Source organism: Streptomyces kronopolitis, assembly GCF_014646275.1.
Taxonomy (GTDB): domain Bacteria; phylum Actinomycetota; class Actinomycetes; order Streptomycetales; family Streptomycetaceae; genus Streptomyces; species Streptomyces kronopolitis.
This window is the reverse complement of record NZ_BMND01000007.1, coordinates 1-12984: the sequence shown is the minus strand read 5'-3', so window position 1 is coordinate 12984 and position 12984 is coordinate 1. Positions and strand designations below refer to the sequence as shown.

The following is a 12984-nucleotide window of genomic DNA, read 5'->3' as shown; positions in this document are numbered from 1 at the left end:
ACGGCTGGGCCGCCCCCGTGGGCGGCCCGGCCGTGCGGCTACGCCTCGCGCGAGCCGGCGTACATCTCGTCGAGCAGGTCCTTGAACGCCCGCTCCACCACCGGCCGCTTGATCTTGAGGCTGGGGGTCACCTCGCCGTGCTCGATGTCCAGGTCGCGCGGCAGCAGCCGGAACTTGCGGATCTGCTGCCAGCGCTGGAGCCCCTCGTTGACCCGCTCGACATAGCCGTCGACCAGTTCGCGGACCTGGTCGGTGGCGACGACCTCGGCATAGCTCTTGCCGGCCAGACCGTGCTCCGCGGCCCAGGTCATGATCGTCGGCTCGTCGAGGGCGATCAGCGCCGTGCAGAAGTTCCGGTTGGCGCCGTGCACCAGCACGTTGGAGACGAACGGGCAGACCGCCTTGAACTGGCCCTCCACCTCGGCCGGCGCGATGTACTTGCCGCCCGAGGTCTTGATCAGGTCCTTCTTGCGGTCGGTGATCCGCAGATAGCCGTCCGGGGAGAGCTCGCCGATGTCGCCGGTGTGGAACCAGCCGTCCTCCTCCAGGACCTCGGCGGTCTTGTCCGGCAGGCCGTGGTAGCCCTGCATGATGCCGGGGCCGCGCAGCAGGATCTCGCCGTCCTCGGCGATCCGCACCTCGGTGCCGGGCAGCGGCTTGCCGACCGTGCCGGTGCGGTAGGCCTCGCCGGGGTTGATGAAGCTGGCGGCGCTGGACTCCGTCAGGCCGTAGCCCTCCAGGATGTGGATGCCGGCGCCGGAGAAGAAGTAGCCGATCTCCGGCGAGAGCGCGGCCGAGCCGGAGACCGCGGCGCGCAGCCGGCCGCCGAAGGCCTCGCGCAGCTTGGCGTAGACGAGCGCGTCGGCGACCTTGTGCTTGGCGCCGAGGGCGAAGGGCACCGAGGCGTTGCCGGTGCGGCGGAAGTTGTCCTGCGAGACCTTGGCGTATTCGCGGGCCACCTCGGCCGCCCACTGGAAGATCTTGTACTTGGCGCCGCCGCCCTGCCGGGCCTTGGCCGCGACACCGTTGTAGACCTTCTCGAAGATCCGCGGGACGGCCGCCATGTACGTCGGCCGGACCACCAGAAGGTTGTCGATGATCTTGTCGACCCGGCCGTCGACGGCGATCACCTGGCCGGTCGCGATCTGCCCGGCGGTGAGCACCTTGCCGAAGACATGCGCCAGCGGCAGCCAGAGGTACTGGACGTCGTCCTCGGCGACCAGCCCGGTGGACTGGATCGCGCGGGCCATGTACGACCAGCAGTCGTGCGGCAGCCGCACACCCTTCGGCCGGCCGGTGGTACCGGAGGTGTAGATGAGCGTGGCCAGCTGGTCGGCGCGCAGCGCGGCGATCCGCTCCTTGACGCACTCCGGGTGGCTCTCCAGCTGGGCGGTGCCGCGCTTCTCCAGCTCGGCGAGGGTGAGCACCCAGCCCTCGGGGTCCTCCGCCGCGGGCTGGACGCCCGTGTCGTCGATGACGACCACATGCGCCAGCTCGGGCAGCTCCGCCCGCCGCTCGCGGGCCTTGGCGAGCTGTCCGGCGTCCTCCGCGATCAGCACCCGGCTGCCGGAGTCGGCCAGGATGTAGGCGGTCTCCTCGGCGTTGGTGCTGGGGTAGACCGTGGTGGTGGCGGCGCCGGAGCACAGCACACCGAGGTCGGCGAGGATCCATTCGACGCGGGTGTTGGCGGCCAGCGCCACCCGCTCCTCGGGACGCACCCCGAGGGCGATAAGCCCGGCGGCGACGGCGTAGACGCGGTCGGCGGCCTGGGCCCAGCTCAGCGCCTTCCAGTCGTCCGGCCCCTGCCCCGAGGCGGACGGGACCGGATAGCGATAGGCCTCGATGTCGGGCGTGGCCGCGACCCGCTCCAGGAAGAGCTGCGCCACCGAGGGCGGCCGGTTTTCGATCAGCGTGTGGGTGTCCGTCACGGCGTCCTCCGGGGCCCGCTTCGTTGCTGGTGACTCGCGAGTAACCTTGAGCAGAGATCAGAGTAGAGCGCGCGGCGCCGACGCGTAAGGGGCTGTGGACAACGGGTTCACGATGTGACCGGCGCAATAGGTGTACGTAGCACCCGCAATGCCCGATAGTGCGTCGCGAAGGCCCCGCACCGCGCCCACCTGGCAGAACGGATCACTCCGCCCCCGCGACAGCGCTCCACAACCCTTCCACATTCCCTCCGGGATTCCTCCCGGGTTTCCCTCCGCCGTGCAGCCGCACAACCGGCAGGACGCCGGCCCCCGAGGAGACCGGCGCCCTGTCGCACCACCGCGCACGGCCGCTTCCGACCGTGCGCCGGGTGCTACTTCTTCGCCTTCGCGTCGCCGTCGGAGTCCGAGGACAGCACCGCGATGAAGGCCTCCTGCGGGACCTCCACGCTGCCGACCATCTTCATCCGCTTCTTGCCTTCCTTCTGCTTCTCCAGCAGCTTCCGCTTACGGGAGATGTCACCGCCGTAGCACTTGGCGAGGACGTCCTTGCGGATGGCGCGGACCGTCTCACGGGCGATGACCCGGCTGCCGATGGCGGCCTGGATCGGCACCTCGAAGCTCTGCCGCGGAATCAGCTCCCGCAGCTTGGCGACCAGCCGCACACCGTAGGCGTAGGCCTTGTCCTTGTGGCAGATCGCGGAGAACGCGTCGACCTTGTCGCCGTGCAGCAGGATGTCGACCTTGACCAGGTCGGCGGACTGCTCACCGGTGGGCTCGTAGTCCAGCGAGGCATAGCCGCGCGTCTTGGACTTGAGCTGGTCGAAGAAGTCGAAGACGACCTCGGCGAGCGGGAGGGTGTAGCGGATCTCGACCCGGTCCTCGGAGAGGTAGTCCATGCCGAGGAGGTTGCCGCGGCGGGTCTGGCACAGCTCCATGATCGCGCCGATGAACTCGCTCGGCGCCAGGATCGTGGCCCGGACGACCGGCTCGTGCACCTTGTCGATCTTGCCCGTCGGGAACTCGCTCGGGTTGGTGACCTCGTGCTCGGTCCCGTCCTCCATGTCCACGCGGTAGACCACGTTGGGGGCGGTGGCGATCAGTTCGAGGCCGAACTCGCGCTCCAGGCGCTCGCGGATGACCTCCAGGTGCAGCAGGCCCAGGAAGCCGACGCGGAAGCCGAAGCCCAGGGCCGCGGAGGTCTCCGGTTCGTAGACCAGCGCGGCGTCGTTGAGCTGGAGCTTGTCCAGCGCGTCGCGCAGCTCGGGGTAGTCCGAGCCGTCCAGCGGATACAGCCCCGAGAACACCATCGGCTTGGGGTCCTTGTAGCCGCCCAGCGGCTCGGTGGCCCCCTTGTTGAGCTGGGTGATCGTGTCACCCACCTTGGACTGCCGGACGTCCTTCACACCGGTGATCAGATAGCCCACCTCACCGACGGACAGGCCGTCGGCGGGCTTCATCTCCGGGGAGTTGGTGCCGATCTCCAGCAGCTCGTGCGCGGCGCCGGTGGACATCATCCGGATGCGCTCGCGCTTGCCGAGCGTGCCGTCGACGACCTTCACGTACGTCACGACGCCGCGGTAGGCGTCGTAGACCGAGTCGAAGATCATCGCGCGGGCGGGGGCGTCCTTGACGCCGACCGGGGCCGGCACCTCGCGGACGACCTTGTCCAGCAGCTCGGGCACGCCGACGCCGGTCTTGGCGGAGACCTTCAGCACGTCCTCGGGGTCGCAGCCGACCAGGTTGGCCAGCTCGGCGGCGAACTTCTCGGGCTGCGCGGCCGGCAGGTCGATCTTGTTGAGGACGGGGATGATCGTGAGGTCGTGCTCCATCGCCAGGTAGAGGTTGGCGAGCGTCTGGGCCTCGATGCCCTGAGCGGCGTCGACGAGGAGGATGCAGCCCTCGCACGCGGCGAGCGAGCGGGACACCTCGTAGGTGAAGTCGACGTGGCCCGGGGTGTCGATCATGTTGAGGATGTGGGTCGTACCACTGCCCTCTTCCCCCTCGGAGGGGTCCCAGGGCAGCCGGACCGCTTGGGACTTGATCGTGATGCCGCGCTCGCGCTCGATGTCCATGCGGTCGAGGTACTGCGCGCGCATCTGCCGCTGGTCGACGACACCGGTGAGCTGGAGCATCCGGTCGGCGAGCGTCGACTTGCCGTGGTCGATGTGCGCGATGATGCAGAAGTTACGGAGGAGGGCCGGATCGGTACGGCTCGGCTCCGGCACGTTCGTAGGGGTCGCGGGCACGCAGGGTCCATTCAGTGAACGCGGGTAGGCGGGACTCGGGTATGTGACGTCTCCCCCATGGTCCCATGCGCGACGGCCTCGGTCCGGTTTGGGCGGGCCGGGGGCGATCCGGGGGTTCCGGGAGGGGGCGGCGGAGGCGGGGGCAGTGGTGTGGGGGCGGGGCGTTTCGGGGGGACGGGGTCTCTTCGGTGGGGCGGGGGGAGTGGTCTGTGCGGGGGGGGGCTCGGGTGGCTCCGGGGAGGCCGGGCGAGGCGGGGCGGGCTGCGGGGGCCGGGCCGGGTTGCTTTGGGCGGCTCGGGGGCGGGCCGGGTTGCTTGAGGGGCTCGGGGGCGGGATGTGCCGGGCCGCTTGAGGGGCTCGCTTGAGGGGCTCGGGGCGGGCCGGGTGAGGCGGGCCGGGCGGCGGGTCCGGTCCGGTTTGGGTGGCCGAAGACCCTGCTGGTAGCCTGGTCCACTGCGCTTCGTGCCCTCTCTCGTACGAGGCGCAACTCGAAACTCCAACGAACCTGAAAAGGCTCTTTCGTGGCGAACATCAAGTCCCAGATGAAGCGGATCAAGACCAACGAGAAGGCTCGTCAGCGCAACAAGGCTGTCAAGTCCACTCTGAAGACCGCGATCCGTCGCACCCGCGAGGCCGTGGAGGCCGGCGACCTGCAGAAGGCCGCCACCGCCCAGGCCGAGGCTGCCAAGAAGCTCGACAAGGCCGTCAGCAAGGGTGTCATCCACAAGAACGCCGCCGCCAACAAGAAGTCGGCGCTGGCCAAGAAGGTCGCGACCCTCAAGGGCTGACCTTCCCTTCCGGTACGAAGTCACCGGGCCGACCAGGCCTGAGCTTCCTCCACCAGCAACATCTGCAACACCCTGCCGACAGGGACCCAGCGGCCCCTCTCTCCGCTCCCTGACCGGTGCACCACCGCGCCGCACACGGCCTGCGTTCGCCACGCGGGTGCGGCCGCACCCGGCTCGCCCGGCGTTTTTCGCCGACGAAGCCGATACAGCTTGATACGAAAGCCCCGCCTTCCCTTCCCCAGGGACGAGGCGGGGCTTTTGTGATGGGAGGGAGGAGGGGCAGCGGGGTTGCGGGGTTGCGGGGAAATCGTGCGTGGGATTTCCCGTGGGGGCAGGTATGCGCGGGATTCCGTGTGCGGGGCCTGCGGGGGAATCGCGTGTGGGGGTTGGTGTGTGAGGCCGGGCGTGGGGGTTTCTGATATTGCGGCGGCCTTGTTGTGTTTTCGGGATGTCTGGTCTGTGCGGCGTATCCGATGCGTCCGTTGTTGGCGACGCGCCCGTTGCGGGCGGTGCGGCCCGTTGTTGGCGGTGCATCCCGTTGTTGGCGGTGCACGCATTGCTTCTGGTGCGCCCTTTTGCATCTGGTGCGCCGTGTGCATCTGATGCGCCTGGTTCATCTCTTGCATTCGGATATCCGGATCAGGTCTGCCTGGCCGGGTTCGTTTTCGGCGATGTCGGCTAATCTTCGGCCATGTCCATATCGGGGGAACAAAACAATCCATACGCCCAGCCGCAGGCCAACCCCTACGGCCAGGTGCCCGCGCCGCAGAATGCGGCAGTCCCACAGCAGAATCCGTACGCGCAACAGCCCCCACAGCAGGTGCCACCAGTGCCGGGCGGCGGATACGGATATCCGGCGGGCGGCATTCCTGCTCCGCCGCCCGGGCAGCCCGGCGCTCGTGAGGGGGCGGGCCATGGCAAGGGCGGCTGGCTCTGGGCGATCGGCGGTGCCGTCGCCGCCTCCGCGATCTGGGCGTCGGTACTGTTCGCCACCGGCGGCTTCTCCGACGAGTCCGAACCCGACCTCGCCGGGTACGGCTACACCGGCGATCTGTGTGCGAAAACCTCACTGACCCCGTTCGAGAACGCCCACTTCAAGATCAAGGCGAGTACATCCGCCAAGGACACCAATCCGCAGCACACCGGCGCCCAGCAGAACACCATGGACACCATGTCGTGCAACGTGTCACTGGAGCCGCAGAACGCCGGCAGCTCCGACTATTCCTCGACCTGGATGTACAGCACCGTCACGCTGCACAAGAAGACCGACCCGGCACCGGAGTTCGCCGACAGCTACCGCTCGTACGAGAAACAGGACGCGTCGACCCGCTATACGGTCGAGGCCGTGCCGGGCATCGCCGACGAGGCCTATCTCGTGACACGGCAGGACACGGGCGGCAGCAGCGACAGCTCGTATGTGATCCTCGCCGTCCGGGACGGCTGGATGACGTTTCAGTCGACGTGGTCGAGCTATGCGTCGAGCAGCAGCACGGCCGAGCAGCCGACCCCCGCCGAGGTGGCGACGATGCTGAAGACCAGCGCGACGGAGACCCTCAAGCGGCTGCAGGACACGCGGTCGCGGTAGGGATCACGTGGTGAGGCCGGGCGGGGCCACGGTCCGGCTCGGCCTGGCCTGGCTTGGCCCGGCTCAGTGATGGCGGCGGCGGCGATTCCTCGGGTGCCGCCCGTGGGGCCAGTGCCGTGTCACTCGGTCGGAACGCCTCCGCGTGATGGCGCCTCAGCGCGAGCGGGCCGCCCGGGCGATCACCACGACGGCCTTCTCCAGGGCGTACCCCGGGTCGTCCCCGCCGCCCTTGACGCCCGCATCGGCGTCCGCCACCGCGCGCAGCGCCGTGGCCACGCCGTCCGCCGACCAGCCGCGCATCTGCTGGCGCACCCGGTCGATCTTCCAGGGCGGCATGCCCAGTTCGCGGGCGAGGTCGCCGGGGCGCGCACCGCGCGGGGCGGAGGCCAGCTTGCCGATGGCCCGGACGCCCTGGGCGAGCGCGCTGGTGATCATGACGGGGGCGACGCCGGTGGAGATCGCCCAGCGCAGCGCCTCCAGCGCCTCGGCGGCCCGGCCCTCGACGGCACGGTCCGCGACGGTGAAGCTCGACGCCTCGGCCCGGCCCGTGTAGTAGCGCGCGACCACGGCATCGTCGATCGTGCCCTCGATGTCCGCAGTCAGCTGCGAGCAGGCCGAGGCCAGCTCTCGCAGATCGCTGCCGATCGCATCGACCAGAGACTGACAGGCCTCGGGCGTCGCCGAGCGGCCGACCGCGCGGAACTCGCCCCGGACGAAGGCCAGCCGGTCGGCGGGCTTGGTCATCTTGGGGCAGGCGATCTCCCGGGCACCCACCTTGCGCGCGGCGTCCAGCAGGCCCTTCCCCTTGGCACCGCCGGCGTGCAGCAGCACCAGCGTGATCTCCTCGGCGGGCGAGCCGAGATACGCCTTGACGTCCTTGATGGTGTCGGCGGACAGGTCCTGGGAGGCGCGCACCACCACGACCTTGCGCTCGGCGAACAGGGACGGGCTGGTCAGCTCGGCAAGGGTGCCGGGCTGCAGCTGATCGAGGGTGAGGTCGCGTACATCGGTGTCCGCGTCGGCCGCCCGGGCGGCCGCCACCACCTGCTGCACCGCGCGGTCGAGCAGCAGGTCTTCCTGGCCCACCGCGATCGTGACGGGGGCGAGCGGGTCGTCGTGAGCTGTCTTCCTGGCCATCGCGGTCCAGCATCCCACGCCCCGCTGACAACCGGCCCCGGACCGCCCGCCGTCCCCGCCGGAACGCCCCGCCCTCCCCCTGACGGTCCGCGCCCCCACGCCTGTCGGACAATGGCCGGGTGAACGATGCTGTCCCACACCCACCGCACGAACGGCACGACCAGCACGTACGACATGAACGGCACGTGCTGGTACTTCCCGACCGCGACGCGGCGGAGGAGGTGGCCGAAGCCCTGACGGAGCGCTTCGGCCTCGCCGAGGAACCTCAGCTCGTACGGGACGCCCTGGCCGGCGAGGACGATGCCGAGGACGCCCAATGGCTGGTGGTGGTCGAGGACCCGGACGCCGCCCACGATCCGGAGCAGCTGCACGACCTCGCGGCCGAACACGAGGGCTGGCGCGAGGCAGAGTGACTTCCGGGGGCGAGTGAGCCTCCGGGGCGAGCGCAAGGCCGAGTGACTTCCGAGAGCGAGTCAGACTCCGGGGGCGAGTGTCTCCCGGGGCCGAGTGAGTCTCCGGAGGCTGTGAGGCGCCCGGGGACACCACTTGGGCGGCCACAGCGGGCGTCTGGGGAACCACACCCGGGGAGCCCTCAGCCTCACCCGCCCGCGCCTCACCCCGCCGTGGACTCGCCGCCCACGGCCTCGCCGACCACGGGCTCCCGCTCCAGCACGATCCCGAAGTGCTCGCGGTACGCGGCGAGGACCTCGCCCTCACCCAGCTGACGCTCCTCGCGATCGCCGTCCGCCCCGGTGCGCACGAGTGTCCGGCCGGAGAGCGTGATCCGCCCGGTCTCCGTCAGCCGGGAGCACACCAGGGACTGTGTGAAGTGCGACCGGGGCGAGGTGCGGTGCCACCAGCAGCCCGCCTCGAAGTCCTTGAGCACGCGCAGGCGTTGCTCCACGCGGTACTGCGGGGAGCCGTCCCGCAGGACATCGAGATCCCCCTGGGCCGTCTCCTCGATCCGGAACACCCCGCCCGGCTCGGGCTGCTCGGCACGGCTGTCCCAGCGGAGCGGAAAGTGACAGTGCCGGCCGAAGCCGACATCGGCGAGCCACGGCCCGTCCGGGGCCACCACGCGCAACACGAGGTGGTCGTACGGGATGCCGAGCCCGTCAGGGCCGAAGACGCGGGCGGACAACAGCTCGACCTCGTAGCCGAGTGCGCCCAGCAGCATGGCGAAGGCACCGTTGAGCTCGTAGCAGAAGCCGCCACGCCGGGCTCCGACGATCTTGTCCAGCAGCGGACGTTCCGCGAGCACGACCTCCTCGCCGAGGTGGAGGGAGAGGTTCTCGAAGGGGACGGTGCGCAGATGACGCAGGTGCAGCGCCCGCAACGCCTCGGCGTCGGGGGATGCGGGGCGGGCGGCGCCTATCCGATCGAGGTAGGCATCGACTGCGGCGGTGTCCATCAGGCGTCCTCTCCAGGGCGAACCGATGACGGCTCCGGCACCGTCACGACGACTCGAACGAACCCTCGACCGGGGGGGCGGGCGTGGGCCGGTCCGCCACGATCCAGAGTCTATAGATCCCCTTTCGTCGAACTCCCTTGATCGTCCGGGTCCGCGTGCTCCGGCCCGGCCCGGGCCCTGCCTGCCTTCCTGCCTTCCTGCCTTCCTGCCTTCCTGCCTTCCTGCCTTCCTGCCTTCCTGCCACGAGGCCTACCGCCACGGGCCGGACCCGCACCGGACCTACGGGCCCCTACCGGGCCCGGACATCTCTCCCACCCGGCGGCCCGCATCGCCCCGTCCCGGCGAGCGGCCGGCGGACCCGCACGGCTTCTCCGACCGCCGGTCTGCGGTATCAGGCTGAGGTGCCCGCTCACCGTCGTGGAGAGCCTGTCGGTGGTGCCCAGGACCGCGATGGCGCCGTCGGTGTCCGTACGCAGTAACCGGACGCCCTGGGCCCGCAGGGCCGTGAGGGTGCCGAGGGCCGGATGGCCGTACGGGTTGTCGGTACCGCAGGAGATCAGCGCCAGCCGGGGCGACAGCCGGTGTATCAGCAGCGGGTCCTGATAGGCGGAGCCGTGGTGCGCCACCTTCAGGACATCGACCGCGCCCAGCTCCGGATGGGCCTCCAACAACGCTCGCTGTGCGGGCGGTTCGAGGTCGCCGAGCAGCAGGATCGTCAGCCCGTGCGTACGGACGAGCAGGGTGACGCTGGAGTCGTTCGGGCCGTCGACGGCTTCGGAACCGGCGCTGCCCTCGGGGCCGGGCGCCTGGCTGCCGGGGACACCGGGGCTACCCGGGACGCCAGGGCCGTGGGGGCCGGGGAGGTCAGGAGGAGCCGGTGGCCACAGGACTTCCCAGGTCAGTGGCCCCAGGCGGCGTCGCTCGCCCGTTGCGGCGCGGACGATCGGGACCCCGGCCGCGGCAGCCGTGCTGCGCACGAACTGCGCCTGGCCGGGCGGATCGTCCAGCGTCGTGGTCTCGATCGCGCCGACCGAGCGGCCGCGGAGCGCGCCGGGAAGCCCGTCCACATGGTCGGCGTGAAAATGTGTCAGGACGAGCAGGGGGATGCGGCGGACGCCCAGTTCGGTGAGGCAGCGGTCGATGGCGCGAGGCTCCGGACCGGTGTCCACCACCAGCGCCGTACCGTCCCCGGCGGCCAGCACCAGGCCGTCGCCCTGCCCCACGTCGCAGACCACCGCGCGCCACCCGGGCGGTGGCCAGCCGGTGATGACGCGGGTGAACGGGGCGGGGCGGCAGACCGCGAGGATCATCGCCAGCGCGCAGAGCACACACAGCCAGGGGCGGCGCGACAATCGGCGCCCCACGGGCACCAGGACCACCAGCACGACCGCCAGCATCAGCCCACCGGCCCAGCCCCCCGGCCACTCGATATCGGCCCCCGGCAGCCCCGCCCCCGTACGGGCCACGCCGGCGATCCACTCGGCGGGCCAGCCCGCGCACCAGGCAAGCGCCCGGGCGACCGGCAGCACGACGAGGGCGGCGGCGAGCGCGGCGAAGCCCAGCACCGTCGCGGGCCCCACGGCGAGTTCGGCCAGCAGATTGCAGGGCACGGCCACCAGGCCCACCCGGGCCGCCAGCACGGCGACGACGGGTGCGCAGACCGCCTGGGCAGCGGCCGCGGCGGCGATCACCTCGGCGATCCGGGGCGGGACCCGGCGCCGTCGCAGGGCGGCGCTCCAGCGCGGTGCCAGCAGCAGCAGGGCGCCGGTCGCCAGAACGGACAGCAGAAAGCCGTAGCTGCGGGCGAGCCAGGGGTCGTAGAGCACCAGCAGCAGGACCGCGGCGGCGAGCGCGGGCAGCAGGGAGCGGCGGCGGCCGGTGCCGATCGCGAGCAGTGTGATCAGCCCGCAGACGGCGGCCCGCAGCACGCTCGGATCCGGGCGGCACACCACGACGAAGGCCAGCGCGATCGCGCCTCCCACCACTGCCGTGCCGCGCAACGACAGCCCCAGGCGCGGCGCCAGCCCGCGGCGCTCGGCACGCGTCGCGAGGTGCGGCGGCCCGATCAGCAGGGCGAGCACGATCGTCAGATTGCTGCCCGATACGGCGAGTAGATGCGTCAGATCGGTGGCGCGGAAGGCATCGTCGAGATCCGGCGGCACGCGCGAGGTGTCTCCCACGACGAGCCCGGGCAGCAGCGCCCGGGCATCGGGGCTCAACCCGTCGGTGGCCTCGCGCAGTCCCGCCCGCAGGCTGCCCGCCAGCCGCTCCAGGGCGGTGGGCGCACCGACCTTGACCGGTGACGCGCCGGCGGTGACCCGCAGCACGGCTCCGACCTGATCGGCCGGGGACAGCGGCGGCGCGGCGCGCGCCACCACCCGGATGCGGGTCGAGGGCAGCAGCCCGCGCCAGGCCGACCAGGGACTCTCGCGAGCCGCGTCACGGTGCGCCGGGCCCGGCTGGTTCGAGGCTCCCCCGCCCTCCTTACCGCTCCCTCCGCGCTGCTGCACGACGACCAGGACCGGCGTGCGGACCGCGGTGACCGTGCCGTGGGGCGCCGTGACGCGCACGGCCTCGGCGGTAAACACCAGCACTGGGGGCGTGCGTTGCGAGCCCCGCACCTTGGGGCGGGTCAGCCGGGGGTCGCCGGTCACCTCCAGCTCGGCCGTGACCTGCCCGAACTGCTCCGCCAGGGCCGGCAGCGGCCCCCGCCGCACATCCGCCACGTGCAACGCCGCTGACGCGGCCCCCGCCCCGGCACACAACAGCAGCGCCGCCAGGGCCGTCAACGCCCCCGCGGACCGGATGCGGAGAGAACGGAGAGAAAACGCCCGATCTCCCCTCCCGCGGGCGGCAACCACGCCTCGCCCACCGCCATCCGCCGATCCCGGCCCCTCGGTATCGGCCTCTCCCGCCCCCTCGCAGTCGGCCCGCGTCGGGCCCTCGTCCTCCCCGTCCGCCTCTGTGCCCCGCCCCGCCCCGAACCGCACCACGGCCACCCACCACACGCCCGCCGCGAGCAGCACGGCCACGCCCACCGCCACCACCGCTCCCCCACCGGGCATGCCCAGGCCGATCGCCGCGGCCGCCCAGGCCGCCAGCGCGGGCGCGACAAGCCGCAGATCGACCGGGCCCTCCTCGTGCGGGTCCGAGGAGCCGTGCCGCGAGACCGCCCGGGCGTGCACGGTGGCGCGGGGAGCGGTCACGGCTCCACCAAGGGGCGCAGATCGGCGAACCGGCGATCACCGATGCCGGTCACCTGGCGGAGCTGTTCCACCGAGGTGAATCCGCCGTGCTGGGTGCGGAATTCGATGATGTGGCGGGCCAGCACGGGCCCCACCCCGGGGAGGGAGTCGAGCTGCTGCTCGGTCGCCGAACTCAGGCTGACCGGACCTCCGGGACCGCCTCCGCCACCGGGTCCCCCACCGCCGCTTCCCGAACCCCCGGCCCCCTCGTCGGCGGCACCCGGCCCGCCGCCGGCACCGGCCCCACCACCGGGCGCACCGACCACGATCTGCTCGCCGTCGGTCAGCCGCCGGGCCCGGTTGAGCCCACGGAGGTTCGCCCCGCGCAACACTCCGCCGGCGGCCTGCAGCGCGTCGATCACCCGCGATCCCGGCGGCATCCGGTGAATTCCGGGGTGCCGGACCTTGCCCGTCACATCGACGACCAGCTGCCGCCCGGCCCCGCCCGGCGGGCCGTTCGTCGCCGCGGCGGCGGACGAGGACGAGGCCGGCTGCGACGAGGAGCGCGGGGCGGGGTCAAAGGCGCCCACGGACCGTTCGGCCGCCGGTATCGGCAGGTTCGGATATTCACTGGTGCGGAATAGGGTCATGATCGACTGGCCACCTCGGCTGCGTAGGCGGTCCTGACAGCCCCGGCCGACCAG

9 protein-coding genes are annotated in these 12984 nt (G+C 71.7%); 3 read left to right on the top strand and 6 right to left on the bottom strand.

The window, feature by feature from the left end:
• Positions 1-38: 38 nt before the first annotated feature.
• On the bottom strand, positions 39-1928 hold the full coding sequence (locus IEY78_RS10600) for an AMP-dependent synthetase/ligase (RefSeq protein WP_189097402.1): 1890 nt from the start codon (positions 1926-1928) through the stop codon (positions 39-41).
• A 371-nt stretch (positions 1929-2299) separates the two neighbouring features.
• On the bottom strand, positions 2300-4174 hold the full coding sequence (lepA, locus tag IEY78_RS10595; protein WP_189097401.1) for a translation elongation factor 4: 1875 nt from the start codon (positions 4172-4174) through the stop codon (positions 2300-2302).
• A gap of 521 nt (positions 4175-4695) precedes the next feature.
• Here lepA and rpsT point away from each other — a divergent pair.
• Together rpsT and IEY78_RS10585 are read left to right on the top strand one after the other, a co-directional pair.
• Positions 4696-4962, top strand: coding sequence for a 30S ribosomal protein S20 (gene rpsT, locus IEY78_RS10590; RefSeq protein ID WP_006605677.1), 267 nt, complete (start codon positions 4696-4698; stop codon positions 4960-4962).
• Positions 4963-5653: 691 nt separating this feature from the next.
• Positions 5654-6547, top strand: a complete 894-nt coding sequence (locus tag IEY78_RS10585) for a hypothetical protein (RefSeq protein WP_229699847.1) — start codon at positions 5654-5656, stop codon at positions 6545-6547.
• A 153-nt stretch (positions 6548-6700) separates the two neighbouring features.
• Here the strand turns inward: IEY78_RS10585 and holA are convergent, their stop codons facing one another.
• Positions 6701-7684 (bottom strand): DNA polymerase III subunit delta, encoded by a 984-nt coding sequence (gene holA / locus IEY78_RS10580; protein WP_189097400.1) that lies wholly within the window; start codon positions 7682-7684, stop codon positions 6701-6703.
• A 185-nt stretch (positions 7685-7869) separates the two neighbouring features.
• Here holA and IEY78_RS10575 point away from each other — a divergent pair, with 185 nt between their 5' ends.
• A complete protein-coding gene (locus IEY78_RS10575) occupies positions 7870-8097 on the top strand; it encodes a hypothetical protein (RefSeq protein WP_189097399.1) in 228 nt (75 codons plus the stop codon).
• Positions 8098-8297: 200 nt separating this feature from the next.
• Here the strand turns inward: IEY78_RS10575 and IEY78_RS10570 are convergent, their stop codons facing one another.
• The 3 genes from IEY78_RS10570 to IEY78_RS10560 form a co-directional block, all read right to left on the bottom strand.
• The gene (locus IEY78_RS10570) at positions 8298-9095 is read right to left on the bottom strand and encodes an arylamine N-acetyltransferase family protein (protein ID WP_189097398.1); all 798 of its coding nucleotides are present in this window, start codon (positions 9093-9095) and stop codon (positions 8298-8300) included.
• Between the two features lie 110 nt (positions 9096-9205).
• Entirely contained in the window at positions 9206-11797 is a 2592-nt protein-coding gene (locus tag IEY78_RS10565) for a ComEC/Rec2 family competence protein (RefSeq protein WP_229699863.1), read from the bottom strand.
• 500 nt (positions 11798-12297) lie between these two features.
• Entirely contained in the window at positions 12298-12930 is a 633-nt protein-coding gene (locus IEY78_RS10560) for a ComEA family DNA-binding protein (protein WP_189097397.1), read from the bottom strand.
• Positions 12931-12984 lie beyond the last annotated feature (54 nt).